Annotated in this window: 19 protein-coding genes and 1 pseudogene; 13 read left to right on the top strand and 7 right to left on the bottom strand. The window is 53.9% G+C overall.

What is annotated here, in order from left to right:
* Nucleotides 1–108, top strand: a pseudogene (locus BLU05_RS26625) (Hcp1 family type VI secretion system effector); the annotation flags it as partial.
* Nucleotides 109–349: 241 nt separating this feature from the next.
* A complete protein-coding gene (locus BLU05_RS21205) occupies nucleotides 350–1333 on the top strand; it encodes a Dyp-type peroxidase (protein WP_091884487.1) in 984 nt (327 codons plus the stop codon).
* Nucleotides 1334–1432: 99 nt separating this feature from the next.
* Here the strand turns inward: BLU05_RS21205 and BLU05_RS21200 are convergent, their stop codons facing one another.
* Nucleotides 1433–1885 (bottom strand): Lrp/AsnC family transcriptional regulator, encoded by a 453-nt coding sequence (locus BLU05_RS21200; protein ID WP_091884485.1) that lies wholly within the window; start codon nucleotides 1883–1885, stop codon nucleotides 1433–1435.
* 122 nt (nucleotides 1886–2007) lie between these two features.
* Here BLU05_RS21200 and BLU05_RS21195 point away from each other — a divergent pair, with 122 nt between their 5' ends.
* A complete protein-coding gene (locus BLU05_RS21195; RefSeq protein ID WP_091884482.1) occupies nucleotides 2008–5061 on the top strand; it encodes an aminotransferase class III-fold pyridoxal phosphate-dependent enzyme in 3054 nt (1017 codons plus the stop codon).
* An 82-nt stretch (nucleotides 5062–5143) separates the two neighbouring features.
* The gene (locus tag BLU05_RS21190) at nucleotides 5144–6160 is read left to right on the top strand and encodes an amino acid ABC transporter substrate-binding protein (protein WP_091884480.1); all 1017 of its coding nucleotides are present in this window, start codon (nucleotides 5144–5146) and stop codon (nucleotides 6158–6160) included.
* Between the two features lie 145 nt (nucleotides 6161–6305).
* Here the strand turns inward: BLU05_RS21190 and BLU05_RS21185 are convergent, their stop codons facing one another.
* On the bottom strand, nucleotides 6306–7739 hold the full coding sequence (locus tag BLU05_RS21185; RefSeq protein ID WP_091884477.1) for an MFS transporter: 1434 nt from the start codon (nucleotides 7737–7739) through the stop codon (nucleotides 6306–6308).
* A gap of 107 nt (nucleotides 7740–7846) precedes the next feature.
* Between BLU05_RS21185 and BLU05_RS21180 the strand changes: the two genes are divergently transcribed.
* From BLU05_RS21180 to BLU05_RS21170, 3 genes are all read left to right on the top strand, one after another.
* Nucleotides 7847–8458, top strand: coding sequence for a TetR/AcrR family transcriptional regulator (locus BLU05_RS21180; protein ID WP_091884475.1), 612 nt, complete (start codon nucleotides 7847–7849; stop codon nucleotides 8456–8458).
* 207 nt (nucleotides 8459–8665) lie between these two features.
* Complete coding sequence (locus tag BLU05_RS21175) at nucleotides 8666–8854, top strand: hypothetical protein (RefSeq protein ID WP_091884472.1); 189 nt, start codon at nucleotides 8666–8668, stop codon at nucleotides 8852–8854.
* Nucleotides 8855–9045: 191 nt separating this feature from the next.
* On the top strand, nucleotides 9046–10146 hold the full coding sequence (locus tag BLU05_RS21170; RefSeq protein ID WP_091884468.1) for a hypothetical protein: 1101 nt from the start codon (nucleotides 9046–9048) through the stop codon (nucleotides 10144–10146).
* A gap of 10 nt (nucleotides 10147–10156) precedes the next feature.
* Here BLU05_RS21170 and BLU05_RS21165 read toward each other — a convergent pair whose 3' ends face one another.
* Together BLU05_RS21165 and BLU05_RS21160 are read right to left on the bottom strand one after the other, a co-directional pair.
* Complete coding sequence (locus tag BLU05_RS21165) at nucleotides 10157–10588, bottom strand: hypothetical protein (protein ID WP_091884465.1); 432 nt, start codon at nucleotides 10586–10588, stop codon at nucleotides 10157–10159.
* A 242-nt stretch (nucleotides 10589–10830) separates the two neighbouring features.
* Nucleotides 10831–12270: a hypothetical protein gene (locus tag BLU05_RS21160; RefSeq protein ID WP_091884463.1), complete on the bottom strand. Its 1440-nt coding sequence runs from the start codon at nucleotides 12268–12270 to the stop codon at nucleotides 10831–10833.
* A gap of 279 nt (nucleotides 12271–12549) precedes the next feature.
* Between BLU05_RS21160 and BLU05_RS21155 the strand changes: the two genes are divergently transcribed.
* On the top strand, nucleotides 12550–13572 hold the full coding sequence (locus BLU05_RS21155; protein ID WP_091884460.1) for an LLM class flavin-dependent oxidoreductase: 1023 nt from the start codon (nucleotides 12550–12552) through the stop codon (nucleotides 13570–13572).
* Nucleotides 13573–13698: 126 nt separating this feature from the next.
* On the top strand, nucleotides 13699–14202 hold the full coding sequence (locus BLU05_RS21150) for a hypothetical protein (RefSeq protein ID WP_139210502.1): 504 nt from the start codon (nucleotides 13699–13701) through the stop codon (nucleotides 14200–14202).
* A 53-nt stretch (nucleotides 14203–14255) separates the two neighbouring features.
* Here the strand turns inward: BLU05_RS21150 and BLU05_RS21145 are convergent, their stop codons facing one another.
* Nucleotides 14256–15365 (bottom strand): MFS transporter, encoded by a 1110-nt coding sequence (locus tag BLU05_RS21145; protein WP_091884454.1) that lies wholly within the window; start codon nucleotides 15363–15365, stop codon nucleotides 14256–14258.
* 332 nt (nucleotides 15366–15697) lie between these two features.
* On the opposite strand from BLU05_RS21145, the gene BLU05_RS21140 reads away from it, so the two are divergent.
* Nucleotides 15698–16003: a hypothetical protein gene (locus BLU05_RS21140; protein WP_091884452.1), complete on the top strand. Its 306-nt coding sequence runs from the start codon at nucleotides 15698–15700 to the stop codon at nucleotides 16001–16003.
* Between the two features lie 371 nt (nucleotides 16004–16374).
* The gene (locus BLU05_RS21135; RefSeq protein ID WP_244518470.1) at nucleotides 16375–17154 is read left to right on the top strand and encodes a DeoR/GlpR family DNA-binding transcription regulator; all 780 of its coding nucleotides are present in this window, start codon (nucleotides 16375–16377) and stop codon (nucleotides 17152–17154) included.
* Nucleotides 17155–17267: 113 nt separating this feature from the next.
* Here BLU05_RS21135 and BLU05_RS21130 read toward each other — a convergent pair whose 3' ends face one another.
* Both BLU05_RS21130 and BLU05_RS21125 read right to left on the bottom strand, forming a co-directional pair.
* The gene (locus BLU05_RS21130) at nucleotides 17268–18479 is read right to left on the bottom strand and encodes an NAD(P)/FAD-dependent oxidoreductase (protein ID WP_091884448.1); all 1212 of its coding nucleotides are present in this window, start codon (nucleotides 18477–18479) and stop codon (nucleotides 17268–17270) included.
* A gap of 69 nt (nucleotides 18480–18548) precedes the next feature.
* On the bottom strand, nucleotides 18549–19268 hold the full coding sequence (locus BLU05_RS21125) for a Crp/Fnr family transcriptional regulator (protein ID WP_091884445.1): 720 nt from the start codon (nucleotides 19266–19268) through the stop codon (nucleotides 18549–18551).
* 96 nt (nucleotides 19269–19364) lie between these two features.
* Between BLU05_RS21125 and BLU05_RS21120 the strand changes: the two genes are divergently transcribed.
* Together BLU05_RS21120 and BLU05_RS21115 are read left to right on the top strand one after the other, a co-directional pair.
* Nucleotides 19365–19634, top strand: coding sequence for a DUF6894 family protein (locus BLU05_RS21120; protein WP_091884442.1), 270 nt, complete (start codon nucleotides 19365–19367; stop codon nucleotides 19632–19634).
* A gap of 75 nt (nucleotides 19635–19709) precedes the next feature.
* Nucleotides 19710–20714 carry a DNA topoisomerase IB gene (locus tag BLU05_RS21115; RefSeq protein ID WP_091884440.1) on the top strand — a complete coding sequence of 335 codons (1005 nt, stop codon included), beginning with the start codon at nucleotides 19710–19712 and terminating at the stop codon, nucleotides 20712–20714.
* Nucleotides 20715–20749: the final 35 nt, after the last annotated feature.

Here is a 20749-nt window from a genome sequence, read left to right as displayed (position 1 = left end):
CTGAACTTCACCAAATTGGAAGTGAAGTACACACCATACGACGCAAATCAGAGCCCGCAGTCGCCAATGATTGCTTCTTACGATCTCGCCACAACGCGAGCTGCGTAAAGACAGACACGAGAAAGCGGGGCGGACCTGTGTCCGCTTCGCTTCTTCAGAGGACAAATCATCCACTTTAGGCCGGTGCTGAATAGACGTTGTTCCACTATTCATCAAAGGCGATGGATCACCCCCTGGCTTTTCAAAAGGCAGATAGAAATCTTGTTTGTCATTCGCACTCCATGCGTAGTGCAATTATCGGAATTTCTTGATAATCAGACCCGCTAAACAAGAAAGCGGAGAGTCTTGGATGTCGGACAAGAGTTGGGACAGAGTGCCAATCGACGCGCAGAGTATCGACGCACCGCTTTCACAGGCGGCAGTCTTTCTTGTAGTCACCGTTGCGAGCGATCCCACCGCTCTTGCAAAAACATTCTCAGTGCTCGGTGGGCTTGACGATCTCGTCAAGACGGTTGGGTTCCGCGATCTATCTGGCCGATTGTCATGCATTGCCGGGATCGGAAGCAATCTGTGGGATCGACTCCATTCAGAGCAACGGCCGCAGGAACTAAAACCGTTTGCGACAATTGCAGGGCCGGTTCATACGGCGCCGTCGACACCGGGCGATCTCCTCTTTCATATTCGGTCCGAACGTCCTGATTTGTGCTTTGAATTCGAACGCATTCTACTCGACAGCCTTGGCGATGCCGTGAGTGTCGTCGATGAAGTCTCAGGCTTTCGCTATTTCGACGCACGTGACCTGCTTGGCTTTGTTGACGGAACGGCCAACCCGACCGGTCTCGACCTGCCTGAAGCAGCACTTGTCGGCGATGAAGATTTCAAGTTCGCCGGGGGCAGCTATGTCCTTGTTCAAAAATATCTGCATGATCTCAACGCTTGGGCGCGAACGCCAACGCCTGCCCAGGAGGCGATCATCGGTCGCACAAAGATCGACAATATCGAAATCGATGATGACGATGCCCCACGTAAATCGCACAAGTCTCTTGCAACTATTGTCGATGCCGACGGGGTCGAACACGACATCCTGCGTGACAACATGCCATTCGGCCGACCAGGGCAGAAAGAATTTGGAACTTACTTTATTGGCTACACCAGGCATCTCTGGGTGATTGAGAAGATGCTGGAGCGAATGTTTGTCGGTGACCCGCCGGGAGCCTACGACAGGTTGCTTGATTTCTCGACGCCGCAAACCGGTACTACATTCTTCGCACCGACACGACCGACACTGCAGTTGCTTGCTCAAATGGTGCAAGAGAAGCTTGCGGCCACTTGATCGTGCGATACACTATGCGCTGAAAGCCACCGAGGGGAGCAACGCCTTGCTCTAACCACATGCATGCGCATTTCTGCGATCGATGAAACGGCTAAGTCATTATGAGTCCGCTTCACCACCAAGCCGGTCGATATCGCGACGCAGGATGATGGATGTCGTCACATCATCCACCTCCTCCAGCAATGCCACTTTGTTGCGGATAGTGTTGAGCTGGTTCATCGAGGACACTTCAACTTCGACAATCAGGTCAAGCTGACCACTGACCGATGAAACGCGCCGCACTTCCGGATAGGCGGCAAGCTGGTCCAGCACGCCGAGTGCCGGAGTACGCACCAGACTGATGAGCAGGTAGGCGCTGATCACGCCTTCATTCAATTGACCGATGTCAGCACGATAGCCTCTGATGACGCCGGATTTTTCCAGAAAGAGAATACGCTCGCTGGTTGCACTTCTCGACAGGCCAATCTTGCCTGCCAGAGTCTTGAGCGGAATTTTGGCGTCCCGGGAAAGAATGCTCAGGATGTTCCTGTCCTTGTCATCGAGTTCCTTCATTGCTGTTTTCTTCCCCCCGACCAAATGCCGGTTCAGACCGTCCCGGTGACGGCCAAACCGGCAGATTAACGGATGCCCGATTTTTAGCCCCATGCCAAGCTCTGGAGAAAAGGAGCTGATGCATGATCAATTTATCCCATCCGGCACCGTCATTCTCAGATGCGGAAGCACTTGGCATTGCCAGGGATCATTTTGGCATTGAAGGCCGGGTCAGTTCCCTTGCCAGCGAGCGTGATCAGAATTTTCGGATCGATGCCAGTGACGGCTCCATCTGGATTCTGAAGGCCGTCAACTCCAGCGAACCGAAAGACCAGAGCGATTTCCAGACGGCGCTGCTGCATCATCTCGAAGCCAATTCGCCCGGTCTGCCCGTTCCCCGTTTGCGCCGCTCGTTGCAGGGACAGGTGCTTGTACCGATCCAGTCCCAATCGGGCGAGCAGCATTGCATTCGTATGGTTTCGTGGCAGGAAGGTGAGCCTCTGGCCGAATGCAAACGCACACCGGAAGTCCTGCAAAGCCTTGGCCAGATGCTAGGCCGACTGGACCGGGCGATGCAGGGTTTCATACATCCCGGTGCGCTCAGGACATTTGACTGGGATATCCGGGCAGCCGGGTTGTCCCGGCAGCGCCTCAAATATATCGATGACGTTGAGGATCGCGCATTGCTTGGCCGCTTCATCAAACGGTTTGATGCCCATGTGGAGCCGCGTCTGCCCACAATGCGCGCGGCAATCATCCACAATGATGCCAATGACTGGAACGTGCTTGTCGATACGAAAAATCCGGCACGCATTGCAGGCCTCATTGATTTCGGCGATGCGCTGCATAGCGTTCTGATTGCCGAAGTGGCGGTTGCCTGTGCCTATTCCATTCTTGATCTGGAGGACCCCATTGGTGCAGCTGCATCCATCGTATCGGGTTTTCACACAGAGTATCCGTTGCAGGAACAGGAAGTGGAACTGCTGTTCGATCTGATCGCCATGCGGCTGGTGACAAGTGTGACGCTGTCTGCCCAACGCAAGGAAAAAACCGATGACAATCCCTATCTTGCCATAAGCGAGGCACCCGCCTGGGCATTGCTGCGACGCCTTGATGCTATAAATCCGGGCTTTGCTACCGCGATTTTCCGCCATGCCTGCGGCTTCGATGCTTCATCCGGGGCAAAAGCAATTGCCGGATGGATCAGGCATAACAGCAGCACGTTTGCGCCGGTACTTGCCGGGCATCCCGCCACGCTCGCCAAAGCACTGGTCCCCTACGGTGATCCAAAAAACGCTATGACCGTCTGGTCCGCATCGCAGGAGCCCGAAAAGGCAACCGATTGGTGGGATAGCTATTGCAGGGAAAATGAAGTCGCCCTTGGTATTGGTCCATGGGGTGAAGAGCGTTCGGTCTATACCGGGCCCATGTTCGAATCCCGGTTTGTTGCTGGCGAGCGTCGGACGCGCCACCTCGGTCTTGACCTGTTCATGCCCGCAGGCACGAAACTGTTCACCCCCATTGCCGCAACCGTGGCGGAAGTGCTCATCGAACCTGATCCACTCGGTTATGGCTGTCTGATCAAACTGCTCCATGAGCCGGAAGGATGTCCACCCTTTGCAACGCTTTGGGGTCATCTGGCGCACGAGGCTTTGACACGGCTGCACCAGGGCGATGTTCTTGCAGCGGGAGACCTGGTCGGAGAAATGGGTGCACATGCCGAAAATGGCGGCTGGGCTCCGCACCTCCACCTGCAATTGTCTGTCGACACAGCGCTCTCGGCATTGGACATACTTGGCGTCGGTGAGGCGCGCTATCTGCCCATCTGGGCCGAGCTTTTTCCCGACCCCGCCGATTTTATTGGCTTACCGCGCGAAACATTCCATCAGACCGGGCAAAGCAGGCAGGGGATCATTGCCGCACGCAAATCGATGCTTCTGCCAAACCTCTCGATTTCCTATGCCGAGCCAATCAAGTTCGTGCGCGGGGAAGGCGTATGGCTGATCGATGATCACGGCCGGGCCTATCTCGATTGCTTCAACAATGTCTGCCATCTTGGTCATGCACACCCGGACGTGGTCAGTGCCCTGTCCACGCAGGCAGGATTGCTCAACACCAATACGCGCTATCTGCACGACAATATCGTCACCTATGCCGAGCGGCTGACTGCAACGCTGCCCGGCGATCTCAAGGTCGCGACCTTCGCCTGCACCGGCAGTGAGGCCAACAGCCTGATGCTGCGGATGATGCGCGCCCACACGGGGCGCGAGGAGGCGATCATTCTTGACTGGGCCTATCATGGCACGACACAGGAATTGATTGATCTGAGCCCCTACAAATACAAGCGCAAAGGTGGGAGGGGTCGCAAGCCGCATGTCTATGAGGCAACCATTCCCGACAGTTACCGAGCACCACCGGATTGGTCTCCGGAGGAAATTGCCAAACGCTATGCGGAGAACATCGCCGAACAGATCGAACTGATGCGCAAGGCCGGTAAAGCACCTGGCCTGTTTCTCGCGGAGTCGATACCCAGCGTTGCGGGTCAGGTGTTCCTGCCCGATGGCTATCTCAAGCAAGTCTACGCCATGGTGCGTGCCGCCGGTGGGATCTGTGCCGCCGATGAAGTGCAGGTAGGGTTTGGCCGGATCGGCAGCCACTGGTGGGCGTTCGAGATGCAAGATGTCGTGCCTGATATTGTCACCATGGGTAAGCCCATCGGCAACGGTCATCCCATGGCCGCGGTGGTGACGACACGCGAGATTGCCGACTCCTTCAACAATGGCATGGAATATTTCAATACATTCGCCGGTAATCCCGTGTCCTGTGCCGTTGGCCTTGCGGTGCTAGATGTCATCGAGCGAGACAATCTCCGGCAGAACGCACTCGATATTGGCAACTATCTGCTCCAGAGGTTCGAGGCGATGAAAGCACGCTACGACGTTATCGGCGATGTGCGCGGACGAGGCCTGTTCCTTGGCATCGAACTGGTGACGGACCGCAAGACAAAACACCCGGCGACGGAGATCGCCCGCGCCATCAACAATGGTGCGAGACAACGGGGTGTGCTTATGGGCACGGAAGGCCCGCATGACAATATTTTGAAACTGCGGCCACCAATGATTTTCAGTCGGGCCAATGCGGATCATCTCATCGACGTGTTGGAGGACACGTTCACCGCTGTCTTGTCGAACCAGTGATCGCAAAAGCGGAAAAGCCAATCCGCCGGGCATGCGTCCGGCGGCAGGGAACATCTATTCAATCACAATAAGGGAGAACATCATGAAACGGACTATAATTCTGGCTTTGCTGCTTGCTTCCGCAGCCTTTACAGCCACATCTGCCAAGGCCGATACGCTCTCGGTTATCAAGGAACGTGGGCGCGTCAATTGCGGTGTCAGCCAGGGCGTTCTTGGCTTTTCCAATGCTGATAACACCGGAAAATGGACCGGTTTTGACGTGGATTTCTGCCATGCGGTTTCTGCGGCGGTTTTTGGTGACCCTGACAAGGTTAACTTCATTCCGCTTTCAACCAAAGATCGCTTCACGGCACTCCAGTCGGGGGAGGCCGATCTCCTGTCACGCCAGACCACATGGACGCTGTCGCGCGATACAAGCATGGGGCTCAAATTCGTCGGCACCGCCTATTATGACGGACAGGGTTTTATGGTGAAGAAATCTCTTGGCGTAAAAAGCGCAAAGGAACTTTCCGGCGCGTCGTTATGCACGGAAACCGGCACGACCACCGAACTCAATGTCGCGGATTATTTCAAGGCCAACGATATCAAGTACGAAATTATCTCTTTCGAGCGTCCTGACGAGACCATCGTTGCTCTGAACAATGGCCGCTGCGATGTCTATACAACCGACGCTTCGGCGCTCTATGCGCAGCGCCTCACGCTTTCCGATCCCGATGGCTTTATGGTGCTACCCGAGATCATTTCCAAGGAACCGCTTGGGCCCGCCGTGCGTCAGGGGGATGATCGCTGGTTCAACATTGTCCGTTGGACATTGTTCTCCCTGATCGAGGCGGAGGAACTCGGAATAACCAAGGAAAATATCGCCAAGCAGATGGATTCAGGCAATCCGTCGATCAAGCGCTTTCTGGGCGCCGAGGGTGATACCGGGGCACCCTTGGGCCTCGACCAGCGCTGGATCTACAACATCCTGTCGACAACGGGCAATTATGGCGAGATGTTTGACCGCAACCTTGGAACTGGCAGCCCGTTGAAGATTGCCCGGGGTATCAATGCGCTGTGGAATGCAGGCGGCCTCATGTATGCACCGCCGGCGCGATGAGAAACCGCTGATTTTGAAAGCCGGGCGCTTCGGTGGAATGCCCGGCTTTTGTTTTTTCCATCACCGCATGTTCGGCGGTGCTTCGCTTGGTGCGATACCACTTGTTTCGTGATCCCCCTCTCTGCAGGGCTTCACCCACCATTCATCATATGGACTCTTTTGCCTTGATCGGCAGGGCGAAGGCGGCGACGAGACTGACAAGGATGCCGGCTGCAGCAAGCCAGAAGGCAAGCTGTATGCCATCAGCCACAGCGGCACGTAAGCTATCCCCTTCCGATCCACCGACGTGTCGGTTGGAAATGGCGATCAGGATAGCAAGGCCGATGGAATTGCCGACACTGAGCGTCGTGGAGGCCATCCCCGAGGCGACACCTTGCTCATCATGATGCACGCCGGAGGCGGCAGCAATCCACATGCCGGTCCAAACGATGCCCTGCCCTATTCCCGAGACGATCAATCCCGGTACAATGGCCAGATATATACTATCTGCATTTGCACCAGGTACCAGTAACACCGTGCCAACCGCACCCAGCATCATGCCGATGATCAACGTCGTGCGGATGGACGCGCGCCTCGCCAGACGTTCACCGGCTTGCGTGCCGACTACAATAGCGATCGAGGGTATGAGGAATGCCCAACCCGTCTGAAGCGCGTTCAAGCCCTGCACATTCTGGAACAGAACGGTCAGGAAGTAGGGCAGTGCACCAAAGGTGCCCATATAGAGGAAGGTGATCGTCATCCCTGCAACGAGGCTTCGATTGCCGAACAAGCGCAGCGGCATCAGCGGATCGGCGCTGTGCGCCTCGATCACGGCGAAGACAATCAGGAATACCCCTGACAAGACAAGCGCCGCGATGACCATTGATGCACCCCAGCCGATCTCGGGACCCTCAATCAATGCGAAGACCAGCAACGTCGCTCCGGCCGTCACCGTCAACGCGCCGGGCAGATCAAAGTTACGTCGTTGCTGGCGCTTCGGGTCGGACGGGATGACAAAGAAGGTGGTGAGAATGGCTATACCAGCCAGCACGACGTTCACGTAAAAGATGGCGGGCCAACCCCAGGTAGCCGTCAGGAAACCACCAGCCAACGCTCCAATGCTAAGACCGCTTGCACCTGCTCCGCCCCATACGGCCAGCGCGCGGTTACGCTCCGGTCCTTCGGCGAACAGGCGGTTGACAAGTGAGAGCGTGGCGGGAAACAGGAATGCAGCCCCAACACCCTGCACGGCTCGCGCCGCAACGATAATTCCCGGTGATGTCGCAAATCCTCCCGCCAGTGAAGACAGCGCATAAAGCCAGAGCGCAAAGATGAACATGCGCCGCTGGCCGATCAAATCCGCTGCCCGCCCCCCGAACAACAGGAAGCCACCGCACAAAACCATATAGGCGCTGACCACCCATTGCAGGGTCTGGCCTGAGAAACCAAGGCCGGTACCAATCTCGGGCAAGGCAACAAAGACGATATTGATGTCGAGGGAATAGATGAGCTGGGCAAAGGCAAGCAAAGCAAGCGCTGCACCCCTTTGCGCATTGATACCCGATGCCGGCCCCACCTCAATGCGTTCCGCTGTGTTCATGTCACTCTCCAAATTGAAGGCAATTGTTTGTTGATCAACAAATAATAGGAACTTGCATCGCGCGGTCAAGCGAATTATTTGTTGTTCACTCAGGAATGGAGATTGTGATGGCAGGACGTCCGAGAGAATTTGACCGGGACGTGGCTTTGGCCAAGGCCCGCGATGCCTTCTGGCACCGAGGTTATGAAGGGGTATCGATGGCCGATCTCGTAGATGCGTTAGGCATTGCCTCAGCACGCATCTACGCCGCTTTCGGATCAAAGGAGACATTGTTTCGCGAGGCGGTCGCACTCTACGATGCAGAGGAAGGTGGCTTTGCGACACGCGCACTGGAGCAGGAGCTGACAGCCGACGGTGCGATAGAACGCAGTCTGCGAGAAGCCGCCGAAACTTATACCCGCAAAGGCCGACCGCAAGGCTGCATGGTGGTGTCAGCCGCGACGAACTGCGCGGTGGAGAATGACGGTGTGCGGGAATTCCTGGCCGATTATCGCCGCCGCCGTGCTGCATCTCTCGTCGCGCGTCTGAAACGCGCCGTAACCGAAGGTGAATTGCGGCGAAATACAGATATACAGGCTCTCGGTGACTATTACGCCACGGTTCTACACGGCTTCTCCGTGCAGGCGCGCGATGGCGTGTCGTTAACTCGGTTGCTCGCAACAATCCCGATTGCTATGCAGGCGATCCGGGCCGAGGTCGCGCAAGACACTTCGATCTAATCGTTATACTCAGTCGACCCCATCAAGGGTGTTCCAGTAGATTGGGGCGAAGTAAACAAAGAAGTGGGCCTTTGAACATCAAGTATTCCTGACTTATTCAAAGCATTGGCGCCATCGGCTTGTTATGCCAAAAGCTATTTGCGGTGAGGGATAGACGTTTCCTTCAAAATATTGAACGTTATCGGCTGCAAAAACCGGGGGTTAACAATGACAGTTTCAGGTTGGGTTTGGCGGGCGCTACTGGCCGGCATCGGGTGCATCGCCGCAGCATATGTCGGCGATGAATTGCTTGGCGGCGAAGTGCTTGGCTGGGTGGTCGGAGGCGCCATATTAGCCGGGTTCTGCGCGCCCCTTTTCAAGGCACTGCTCGCTCGAAATGCGGCTCGTTCCCGTTGACAATGATGCCAAAAGCCCTGATCTGGATCGTTAACTCAATAACGCCCACACTCCGGCACATCTGCCCGACAATTCCTTATGCCCCCTCAGACTTTAACGTCAGAACGCCTCTGCCATATCATACCGTCAGGTCGTCATCGGCCGCTGCCTGAAGCGCTAAAAGCGTTGTACCATCAAATGTGAGATATCCAATGTTGCAGCCTTCGCTTGTTCTTCCCAATCGCCAGCTCTCTTTGGCGCCAAACGTGATCTCCACGCCAAGCGCTTACTTCTGGGCAACACCCATTATCCTGGCAATTGCCGTGTTCCTGTTCGTCTGGGAAGCGCCGGGTGTGATCCGCGATTTCCAGATAAGCCAGAATCCCATGACGCTTGAAAATGGCGACGTGCGGAACGGGCACTGCACGACACGCAAAGCCATCTTCACTGACTGCGAGGCTCGTCTCGTATACAGTTACAAGGGACAGAATTACGACACAGCGGTCGAGATTATGTTCATCGATTTTCACACCGGGGATTATGAAACTGGCTTGGTGATCTCGGCAGACCATCCGGAACTGGCGACGATGACCCTTGGTCTGGATATGCTCTGGAACCGCATTGTGACACTCTCCGTGTTTGTCGTCCTACTTGGCGGTATGAGCTTGGCCATGGTGTTTTTCGGTCTGCGCATTTGGCGTGTTAATCGCCAACTGAAGCAGCCGGCCAAATTGACGCCTGTCCCGGTTGAAATCACGGCATTTGACCGTAAGCGCAACGTCCTTTCGATCACGTACAATGACAAGATTGCTCATGATAAGACGGGGCGATCCGTGTACACTCGGATGAAAGACGGGCAGGAGCCGCTGATTATCGGAGCGACCAATGGCAAAGCCGTAGGACTGGCTGTCAGGCACGGTAACACCGCACTCCCTGTACTTCTGGACAGTAATCTCCAGCGCATCAAACTAACCGAAGACGAGCGCGTGGCAGCTCTTGCACCATTCGCCTATCATTATGAAGGCGATCAAAACGTACCGCTTCTGGTCGAAGAACCCAAAAAGACAATCTCTATCTGGAAGCAGCTCCGAAACTTCTTCGGCGTGCTGCTTTTAATCGTCGTTGGTGTGTTCGGCTTCTGGCTCTGGTATGTGACAAGCTCTGCGACCCAGTTTCAGTCGCCTGGGATGGATATTAACAATCTCATGCCTGCGCCGCTGAACAATTGGGGTTGTGAGCAGCTCAAGAAGCGGTTCGGCCACGATCGCGCTCCGTTTGGCTGTGTCGCCGGTGATTACACAAGCTGGAAATGAAAATCAGTTATTAAGGGCAGTGAAAGGCATTCATTTTTACTTCAAAGTCCAGATCGACACTCGAGTTTGGTTTACCGTAAAGCGCATAGTCTTCAATGATGGAATAAGCGGCTGACGGAGTGAAACCGTGCGTTTCAAAAAACTTCGTCATCTCCGGGGTGTGGGACCCATCTGGGGCTGCGCTTAAGCTGCCGATACGGCCATACCAGGCCAGATATGTTGTATAGGGCTTTTTGTTGTAGGGGGCATCAGCCCGTAAACCTTTATCTATCCAGATTTTGAATTTTTCCTCTTTCAATAAGGCCTTACCTTCCTTGATCGCCTTAGCAACCCGCTGCTCGTGAGGGGTGCATTTGCTAGCCGATTGCGCGTCCGCCATGCCGGAAAATATCGTCGCGATAACGCAAAGACCGAAGGTGACTACTTTTCCTGCTGCAATCATTATTTGTCTTTCTTTTGAATGCGTGACGCGCCTGCCGATTGTGTAACAGAAACAGGGTAAAATCGGCGAGTACTTTTAGCAACACGTTGTAATCACAGTGCTTGACTGAATTTTTTCACAGTGCATCAGTGCTGACGACTCTCCTCACCCGCCTTTGCACCATATTGGTTGGCCGAAGCCCAATCGCGGAGTGATCTTGGCCTAATGCTCTACGATGCGCCAACCCCGATATGTTATGCCGCTTAGTCGCTTTTTGGCTTTGTCGATACATGCAGTTTTGCAAGTTGGGCATTTGCATTGATGAGTACACGATTTATGATCTGCAGATATGAAGTGGTGCCTGTTTTTTCGAACAGAGGTTTGACCCCTTCGGCCAGTTTTATTGCCTCCTCAAGCATATTGATCTTTTCTGCATCGGCGACATCGGGGAAATCGGCCTCCGCATAGTGCTGTAGCGTCCGGGCCAACTTCATATTTACGTAAGCAGAGTATTCTTGGGAATTTATTTTTTCCGTAAGCGCAAAAGCGTCACGCTGCAATTTGACAGCCCTTTGAAAGCCCGCTTGATCATGCTCCAGTTCCCCTAGGAGAAGCACATCATCGCCCAGGTTGACCATTGTCCGCCAACTTGCGCCGTCTGGGTTTAGTTTGCGCTCAATGTCGTATGTCAAACTATTATATTTCAGCGCTTTTTCCGCATCTGCATTTTGTTCGGTGTTTTGCGCGATACGCCCATACGCAGCCCCCACGGAGCTGTAGATATACTGCAATTGGCGTTCGTCGGTGCTGCTTTCATATTTAAGCAACCAATCCTCCAGAGGTTTAACACCTCTGCGCGCACGGGCACTGTTTGTGCGGGGATCAATTTCGCTTGCATACCCAAGAGTACTGGAGAAATCTTGGGCAAACTTCAGCTCGCTTCGTTTGTTAGGTTCCTTCACGCCAGCATTTTCGCGTTCCCGCAACTCAGCCGAGCGGAGTAGCAAACCCACATCAGATTTCCAGCGGCCAAGTTCCTCCAGTGCTCCAGATAATCCAGAGGGAACATACAGGTTGCAATCTGGACGCACGGTGAGCGGGCAGAGTTTGAGCATGGCTTCACCCGCTTCCACCCGCATGGCGGACCCAAAAAGGAAGGATGGAGAATATCTGCTAAAAGATGCGCTCGCATTCCTGGCGATCCAGACATTGTTCAAGACCTCCATAGCTGCGGCAGCTTCCTCGGGTGGAAGAATATCAAGGGCAGCTTTCAGTGCGGATAATCCGAGCACCACGCGCTTATCCTGACCGGCATCATCTTTGGGAAACGAAAATGAAAACTCTTCATCATTATCAGCGATCGCAATCGCCATACTTGTTCTTTTTTGACTGACTTCAACTGGCGTTCCACTCGACAGATCGATACACAGCTCGGTAAATTCGGATGCTGCTTCAGCCGCATTCTTGGTCATCTCTTTGAATTCCGAGCAGAGATTGCTGTCGCCAGTGTACTGAAATGCGTCGAGCAAAGGAGTTGAGATACGCGCCTCGTGACCTGCACTGTCCCTATATAGCCTTGACGAAACTTCTTCGACTTTTGGTTGAATGAAGGGAGGTCTGATGGGTTCTGGGTGCTTGAAAAGAAAGGGCAACAGCAGTGCGAAAGTGACTAATACACCAAAGAACAGAATGCGATTTTTCATATTTTCTCGCAATTAGCGGCGGCTTCTGAATCAACCTGACTTTCAATGGACAGGCTTCAGTATGCAGATATTCAAGCACCAACCTATATTTATTATTCGAAAAGTGTGTGTCAGATCAGCGTAGTTTGCGAAAGCCAAACTGGCTTGTCTTGGCCGCCCGAACGCGTCTGGTACCATTCTTCGAACACAGTGTTCAACTGACTTACAACCACTACGAACCACTCCCATATACGACCCGCCGGAGCAACAGGGTCTGCTCCTTTTGAGATATGGGTAGTCATGAAGAAGATCGGTTTCCTTTCGTTTGGCCATTGGGCACCTTCGCTACAATCGCAAACCCGTTCGGCAGGAGATGCGCTTCTCCAGTCGATCGAGTTATCCGTCGCGGCTGAGGAACTGGGTGTAGATGGTGCCTATTTCCGTGTCCATCATTTCGCCCGGCAATTGGCCTCGCCCTTCCCGCTATTGGCTGCAATTGGAGCGAAAACCAAAAAGATCGAAATCGGCACAGCTGTGATCGACATGCGCTATGAGAACGCATTCTACATGGCCGAAGATGCCGGGGCAGCAGACCTCATCTCGAACGGTCGTCTGCAGCTTGGGCTCAGCCGAGGCTCACCGGAGCAGGTCATCGATGGCTGGCGCTATTTTGGCTATCAGCCGAAGGATGGCGCCACAGACGCCGATATGGGTCGTCAGCACGCAGAGGTTTTCCTGAGCCTGCTCAAAGGCGACGGCTTTGCCGAACCAAATCCAAGACCGATGTTTCCGAACCCGCCTGGTCTATTGCGCCTCGAACCGCATTCTGAAAGCTTACAAAAACGCATCTGGTGGGGTGCCGGCTCTAATTCAACAGCTGTCTGGGCCGCCAAGTTGGGCATGAATCTTCAAAGTTCTACACTGAAAAATGATGAATCGGGCGAGCCATTCCACATTCAGCAAGCGGCGCAAATACGTGCGTACCGTCAGGCATGGAAGGAAGCAGGCCACAATTGGACACCGCGTGTTTCAGTCAGCCGGAGCATCTTCGCGCTAACGGACGACCGTGATCGCGCTTACTTTGGCAGCGCCGGCAGGGAAGGTGATTCAATTGGTCATATTGATGAAAATACGAGAGCCATTTTTGGTCGGACTTATGCTGGCGAGCCTGAAGCACTCATAAAACAGCTGGCGCAAGATGAGGCCATCAAGGAAGCAGATACTTTGTTGTTGACGGTGCCAAACCAGCTGGGCGTCGATTACAATGCACATGTCCTTGAGGCAATCCTAACCCACATCGCCCCCGCACTTGGTTGGAGGTGACGGTAGACCACTGGTGTAACCAGCAGCTATCCAATACCATACCTCAACCTTTACACATTACCGGAGCAGCCATGCCCAGGCGGCACTGGTGAAGCCTATAGTTAAACGAAATCGAGGGATTGGCTTTTGAGAACCGTGATTGGTTGCCTTTTCGCCTTCATCGTTTTTGTTGTCACCGCACAGTCTGGTTTTGCGCAGGAGGCAAAGCCAATACTGAAGATTGAGGCGCGGCTGTTTGAAAGCCCGACAGGCAAGTTCTCAGAAGACGTGCTGGCGCCAGACGCGGCGGGACTTGGCAATGTCATCATCGGCGAGAACGCATCGTCTTCCACCATGGTGACCGTACGCATCGACGCGACACCTCCTCTCCCAGCAAATGCCAAGCTGCGCCTCGTCGCGAAAGAAACACCGACCCGCAACGCAATAGGCAACACGCGCGTCAAGTTGCGCCAGTTGCTGGACAGTACCGTGACCGTTCCTTCTACAGCTGCCGGAAATAGAACGACTTATGTTGGTTTCTGGCTGCCGCAGACAGGATGCATGCCGGTGGCGCTTAAAGCATATCTCTCGGCGGGCGGCTCGGGCTCAGTATCGGCGTCAGCCACACTTGACTTCATTTGTTATGAATAGCGCAGCCGGGGTGGAAACCTTTCCACACTCCTCGACCACCGCCGTCTCGCAGGCTAGACCTTCGTATAGCTTTTGTTCGCCGCATTCTGGATCATGGCAATGGCGATGGGTGGCAAAAGGATGCTCCAGACAGCGAGCCAGGTAATCGAGATCGAGGTGCCCTGCCCACTGTCGCGCGCGCGGTCGTTGAGAAGATCGCCAAGGGTCATCACCAGAATCGGCAATCCCAGCGGTGCAAGGATCGCGATCAGTGTTGCGGCCAAGGGGGTGAGCAGTCGCTGCGAGGCCACGGCGCCCGCCAATTCCCCGTGGATATGATAAACCCAATAGGCAAAATAGATGAGGACACCCACGGCAACGCCGAGCAGCAAAACCGAAGGGATTAGGGCGAAGGAGCCAGTGGCGCCGAATTCGCTCCGCTGAAAGAAAAAGGCAACTAGCCCTATCAAAAGAAGCACGATTACCGGCGTCACCAAGATAATAGCGACCATGATCGGCGATCGTTGACGCGGCGGTAGCGGCTTGTGGCGAGGGCGCGCAGGCTCATCAAAGCCAAGGTCGCGGGCCGGCAAGAGAACCAGCATCGCAAGTAACAGACAGATTAAAAAACCCCAGACAACAGGCAAACCGCTTTGATTGAATTCATACAAAAACGCCGCACCCATCGGAGCGAAGAGTGACGCCAGTATTGTCGTTGATATCAGAGTGAGAGCACAGGCGAAGTCGATTTTGCCCGGTCGCCCACCCACCAGGAATATCGCGATCGCGAGAGGGAAAACGGCCCGAACCGTCCCGACTGCTAATCCAAATAGAAACAGAAACACGGGCGATCCCCAAAACGCAGGCATCGCAAGAAAACCGATAGTGACAACGCCGCAGACGAGAATAGGCGAAACCAGGGCCGCCCAGCCTTGACGCGGCGCCACCATAAACGCCACGAAGGCGCCGATAACCCAGCCAAGAGAGGAGCCGAGATAGAAGATTCCGATAGTTTGGGCGCTGCTTCCAGCAATTTGCGAAATCAAAGGTAAGACTGAGTTCAGCCCTTGCCCGCCCACCGCTACAAAAAGCGAGGAAAAAAACAGCGCCCAATAGCGATAGGTGCTTAGAAAGTCAGCCATCGTGAAATCGGGCTTGCTAGAAGCAGCAGAGGTGTCGTTCATTGGCATCTATTCTCCTTTTTCATGAGAGTCCCCTCTCAGTTTTTGACAGATGGAGATAAATGGGTGCTGAAAGGATATAGTGTAGACCGAGCGATCAGAGCCACCAATCTGGTCAAGATAGTGCTTGGGCGCGCGAGCATCAATCAACGTTCGAACTTTCGGAGTCAAGCTCAGCCCCGGATTCCGGGTGACCTCCCCTCAGCGAGCCACATTGCCCAAGGCACCTGGCTAACCTGCGGGAAATCACAGGTATGTTGGCTGCGAAAATTTGAGTTGACCGTTTTCGATGGCAGGGCAACACTTGAAATCCGTAGCAAGACAGGAGGAAAACGATGGATGAGCCTGACCACTGGCGCCACATGGTGACAGCACCAAAAGACGGCCGTCGAATCCTTGTCACGATCCGCCCGTCCGAACAGGGGCCGGCAGAAGTTGACCTCGCCTATTGGTCAAAGGGCGATCAGTTCGGTACAGAGGGCTGGCGTGCTTCCGATTCTTCACCTGGCCGCCTTGTCGAATATGCCGAGCCGGAATTGAAGTGCTGGATGCCAATGCCCACTGCCAATCTTGATGGCAGTTCCATGCCATCACCGTGGGAAGGCGACGACGCCCAACAGCTCGACGGCACAGGAATTTAGGAAGTCGCGCCCCTCGCATTGAAATCATGGTCAGAACCAACGGGCCCTTCGCTTGTTGGGCCCGGACCATGCCAAAATCCTGAAGGTTGGAATCGCTGGCTAGGTCATCAGTTGCACTTGCATGCACTGATCCAGCATATTGCTCGCATCTAGAACGGTATATGGAACAGGGTTGTGCCAAAGTTCCAGATATTTCTGGCACCCGCTTCATGAGACCGCGATCCCCTGCCCCCGACAAGATTTAGCATATGAGAGCCGAAACCACATTCATGTCTGCAAAAACGAAGTCCTGCCCAAGTTCATTCATTTGAATTACATTTGCCGACAATGATAATTGAAGCGACCACAAACCCCGGAGAATGAACAGCCGCATGTCTGAAATTGCAGAAGGAAAGAAAGAGCGACGGCAACGGGACATCCTGCGGCGGCTGGAAGCGAATTCCTATTTGGCGCTCGATGATATTGTCGAGCTCTACGCCGTCAATGAACAGACAGCGCGACGTGACATCATCGCGCTTGAACAGAATGGCCTGGCGCGCAGGCTGCATGGTGGCGTCGCAATCACCCGGTCTATCTCTCCCATCGCTTTGCGCCAACGCCGTATAGATAATGCATTGGCAAAGGAGAAAATCGCGCAGATCGTGGCAGGCCTCATTCCAGAAGGAGCGTCGCTTTTTCTGGATACCGGTACGACATGTGAGGCAATAGCAGCTGCTTTGACCAGCCACGGTAAACTTCGGATTTTGACCTACAGCCTTCGATCAGCAAACGTTTTGTGTACCAATCCCGATTTTGTCGTTGCCATCCCCGGTGGTTTTGTCCGTTCCGGCGACAGCGGCGTTTATGGTGCCGATACGCCTGAATTCATCAAGAAGTTCAAGTTCGATTATGCCATCGTCTCTGTCAGTGGCGTTGATCGTAATGGCAATATGGGTGACGATGAACCGGGGGAAGTTTCAACTGTTCGCGCTGCTATGGCACAATCAGCAGGCACTATATTGGCCGTTGATCATTCGAAATTCGGTCATACAGGCATGGTGCAGCTCGGAACAGTCAAAGACGTCGATATGCTCGTATGCGATCAGGCTCCGCCTGACGAATTTATGCCGTTGTTTGAACTGGAATCCATCCCGATACATCTGCCAAAATAGGCATAGCAAATTATCCCGGACGGCCCAATGGCGACGCGTCGACAGTGAGGCGTCCGCGCTTTTCAACTCATTACAAATTCTGCGTTGCTCAAAATTGTCTTCAAAAAGGGGATCTATCTGAACGAAAAAAGATCGGCGTCCGTATCGCCGGTCCCGGTGATCAGCCCCCGGATTATTTGTGCAGCGACCATGGAAAACGTAATGCCGTTGCCACCATATCCGAGTACGGCATAGCAACGTTTCATACCGGGTATTTCTCCAATCGACGGTAAGCCGGTGTCACTTGCTCCGAAACAGCCTGTCCACGCATAATCGGCTTCTGCAATCACATCAGGAAACATCTTTTTGAGTTTACGCAGAATTGCCTTGGTTTTCATGGGCAGTCTGGCATCGCGCCTGGCTTCATCCTCAAAATCCTCATCCTCGCCGCCAACAATGATCCGGCCATCCCGCGTGGTGCGCATATAGAGATAGGGATCGGATGCCTCCCAGATCAGGCAACGTTCGGGCCAGAGATTTTCCTTTTGCGGTGGTGTTGCCAGAGCCCAGGTTGAGATGATCTGGTGGCCCTTTTGCGGTACTTGGTCGGGTATTTCATAACCCGTTGCATAGACAAGATGTTTGCAGCGAATTTTCCAGCCATCGGTTGTTGTTGCAATCACATGCCGAGGATGGGATTCAACGGAAGCAATGTCTATGGGTGCGTATACTGCTGCTCCACGGGAGACCGCCGCACGCAAATAACCATGCGCCAGTTTGCGTGGATTGGCTTCGATATTGTCAAAACACATCAAGCCTGCCCCGCGATCAATACCAAATCGTACCTTCAATTCCTTGCGAGACAGGAGTTGGGTTTCGAAACCAGCACGGCGGCGGGCGTCTGCTTCGCGCTGCAACCCATCGGCATCAAGAAGATCGCCAGCCAGATAAAGCGAATCCCTGTTCTTCATTTCGCAGGATATGCCAAGGCGACGGGTCCGCTCCCGCAAGATATCGACTGCAAGCTTCGAGCGTCGCCACGTCCGTTCAGCATCCGCGACACCAATCTTTTTCGCGAGCAGGTGAAGCGGGACATCGATTTCAAATTGCAGAAGCGCGGTGCTGGCGGGGGTCGAGCCCGTTACCGGTGCGCGTCTGTCAAAAACCGCCACTGACAACCCAGCCTCAGTCAGACTTTCGGCGCTGAGTGCCCCACTGATGCCTGCGCCCACAATGGCCACATCAACCGTGAGATTATTGGAAAGTGGCTCGCAACGGACCGTTTGCGCTGGACGGTCCAGCCAGATTGGCCGGCCGGTTCTCAAGTCACGGTGCTGCGTCGCCATGTGGACCCTTTTTTGCGAGAACGTAACCCACCGGAACGACACTAACCATCACATGGTTCCCTACTAACCTTATCGTGGCTCAACTGAGAGATTGAGATACAGAGGATCAAATTCCGCGAATTGAGCAAGACGATCCCAATCCAAGATCGTAACAGTGTGATTGGTCCATGTCAGGAGATGTTCTTTTCTCAAGGACTGAATTGACTTGTTCAAATGAACGACCGAGATCCCGACAACATCTGCAAGTTCGACTTGCGTCAAAGGGAAATGGAAACTCTGCCCGTCCGTTCGCAATACAACCTGAAGGCGGACAAAAAGTTCACACAGCAATTGGGCTATATGTGCCTTTTTGCTCTTTCTTCCCATAGCGACAATCCATTCCCGATGGATGGCTCCGTCAATCAGGGTATCCAGCCAAAACAGGCGCGTCAGATGGGGTGATGTTTCTGTGATGCGTTTAAGATCATCGTGTTCCACCAATGCAACGTGACACGGCGTCAATGCAACAATTCCATGATCCATGATTTTCAATGGAAAGGCGTGCAGATCGACAAAGTCACCGGCAATGTGCAGCGAAGTAATCTGTCTTCTGCCATCATCAAGTATCTTGTATCGCGCGGCAAATCCATCCAGCAGCAATGTGCTGAACATCGGGCGGCTTCCTTCCGAGACAAGGTCCTCATCCACTGCAAAATGCTTTTCGCGCTTCACAAGCGACCGCAAGAGATCTTTTTCGGCCTGCGTGACAACGTCATGGCTTTGCAGATTCAACAGTAGGGATTCGATCAAAATAGCGCTCCGCAAATGTCCTGCATCTTCATCGTGACCAGGGCTTCAGGGAACTAAATTCGCAATCGTGACTTCTGTTCCGAAAGGAGGAAAACAATGAGCCGGTATTATTTTGATCTTCACAACGGCGACGGGCGGTTCATCGATGAAGATGGAGTGGAGATGAAATCGCGCGAGGACGTCACCAAACAGGCCTCACGCATTCTTCTGGATATCGCCCGGGACGAGATCCCCGAAGCTGGTCGCGGCATTGCATCCATCAGCATCAGAGATTCAAAGAGCAAGCCCATAGGATTAATCAGCCTAACATTCGTAACCGAATGGTTCGATGAGAATGAGCCTGAGACAACCAAAGCCGACCGTTAATCGCCGGACGCAATCTGTGCAGTGCACCTTGCGGGCCAATACCTCAAACAATCATCCTCATCTTTTCAGGTACACATGCAGCAAGAATACCGGGACGCAGCAAGAGCATTGGGATTGAAAATCGTCGATCCTGACACCTTCGGAATATGCCGCCAGTCGTCTTCAAAAGAGACCCGGTACGTCCAGAGCGATGGGCGTGCAGTCAGCGCAAAACTCAAAAAACGCTTTGATGCCTTGGTTATCCCGCCCGCATGGACCACCGTTCAATGCTGTGACGATGAAAATGGTCATATTCAGGCTGTCGGACAGGATGAGCTCGGGCGACGGCAATATATCTATCATCACAAATGGAGCCACGTGCGCGACGCGATCAAGACCCTGCGTCTTCTGGCGTTTGGGAAAGCATTGCCGCACATTCGCAAACGCACATCACGGGCCATTACCCACAAAGACCCAAAGAAATCGATTACCGCTCTCGCCATTAAGCTGATCGACCGGAAGGCCTTCCGAGCCGGGCATGAGAAATATGCAAAGGACGGTGGTCGCGGCATTGCAACGCTTAGAAAGGGCGATCTTAAAATCGAAGACAATGTTGCGCATTTTGTATTTGCAGGAAAATCCAGAAAAAAGAACGAAATCGTCGTGCGGGACAAAGGGCTCGTCAAAAGCCTGCAGACCTTTTCGCAGCGCGGGCGGCTCTTTCAATACAAGACGGCACGGGGTTGGCATGCATTGCGAGCAACGGAGCTCAATAATTATCTGCGAGAAATTTCCGGCTCTAAAGTCAGTGCAAAGGACTTCCGCACATTTCATGGTTCGGCGCGCGCGCTCGCCTTTCTAGCCGGAATTGATGCCGGAACCGATGCGGAAAAAAAACGGGCAATTGCATCGGCAATGCGGGATGTGAGCACTTTTCTGCGCAACACGCCCGCAGTCACACGGTCGAGTTATGTCCACCCGCTTGTAACAGCCGCTTTTAATCGCGACGAGCTTACGATGTCCCTGTTGCGCGCGCCTCTTCGCAAAGGTTTGAGCGCTGCCGAAACAGGGCTGATGCGTCTGCTGGAGCGTTACACCTAAAGGCCTCTATCCACAAACAGAAGGGAACAATAAAT

Origin of the sequence: Phyllobacterium sp. OV277, from assembly GCF_900104355.1 — a bacterium.
GTDB lineage: Bacteria > Pseudomonadota > Alphaproteobacteria > Rhizobiales > Rhizobiaceae > Phyllobacterium.
Note: the sequence above shows the minus strand (reverse complement) of the source record. Positions and strands in the feature narration are given on the sequence as shown.

Bases quoted from the DNA above. Each gene is read 5' to 3' on its own strand.
- BLU05_RS21165 (WP_091884465.1), bottom strand. From the start codon at position 10,588: ATGATTGCAGCAGGAAAAGTAGTCACCTTCGGTCTTTGCGTTATCGCG.
- BLU05_RS21200 (WP_091884485.1), bottom strand. From the start codon at position 1,885: ATGAAGGAACTCGATGACAAGGACAGGAACATCCTGAGCATTCTTTCC.
- BLU05_RS21195 (WP_091884482.1), top strand. From the start codon at position 2,008: ATGATCAATTTATCCCATCCGGCACCGTCATTCTCAGATGCGGAAGCA.
- BLU05_RS21135 (WP_244518470.1), top strand. From the start codon at position 16,375: ATGTCTGAAATTGCAGAAGGAAAGAAAGAGCGACGGCAACGGGACATC.
- BLU05_RS21120 (WP_091884442.1), top strand. From the start codon at position 19,365: ATGAGCCGGTATTATTTTGATCTTCACAACGGCGACGGGCGGTTCATC.
- BLU05_RS21130 (WP_091884448.1), bottom strand. From the start codon at position 18,479: ATGGCGACGCAGCACCGTGACTTGAGAACCGGCCGGCCAATCTGGCTG.
- BLU05_RS21140 (WP_091884452.1), top strand. From the start codon at position 15,698: ATGGATGAGCCTGACCACTGGCGCCACATGGTGACAGCACCAAAAGAC.
- BLU05_RS21170 (WP_091884468.1), top strand. From the start codon at position 9,046: ATGTTGCAGCCTTCGCTTGTTCTTCCCAATCGCCAGCTCTCTTTGGCG.
- BLU05_RS21185 (WP_091884477.1), bottom strand. From the start codon at position 7,739: ATGAACACAGCGGAACGCATTGAGGTGGGGCCGGCATCGGGTATCAAT.
- BLU05_RS21115 (WP_091884440.1), top strand. From the start codon at position 19,710: ATGCAGCAAGAATACCGGGACGCAGCAAGAGCATTGGGATTGAAAATC.
- BLU05_RS21155 (WP_091884460.1), top strand. From the start codon at position 12,550: ATGAAGAAGATCGGTTTCCTTTCGTTTGGCCATTGGGCACCTTCGCTA.
- BLU05_RS21160 (WP_091884463.1), bottom strand. From the start codon at position 12,270: ATGAAAAATCGCATTCTGTTCTTTGGTGTATTAGTCACTTTCGCACTG.
- BLU05_RS21190 (WP_091884480.1), top strand. From the start codon at position 5,144: ATGAAACGGACTATAATTCTGGCTTTGCTGCTTGCTTCCGCAGCCTTT.
- BLU05_RS21205 (WP_091884487.1), top strand. From the start codon at position 350: ATGTCGGACAAGAGTTGGGACAGAGTGCCAATCGACGCGCAGAGTATC.
- BLU05_RS21175 (WP_091884472.1), top strand. From the start codon at position 8,666: ATGACAGTTTCAGGTTGGGTTTGGCGGGCGCTACTGGCCGGCATCGGG.
- BLU05_RS21180 (WP_091884475.1), top strand. From the start codon at position 7,847: ATGGCAGGACGTCCGAGAGAATTTGACCGGGACGTGGCTTTGGCCAAG.
- BLU05_RS21145 (WP_091884454.1), bottom strand. From the start codon at position 15,365: ATGAACGACACCTCTGCTGCTTCTAGCAAGCCCGATTTCACGATGGCT.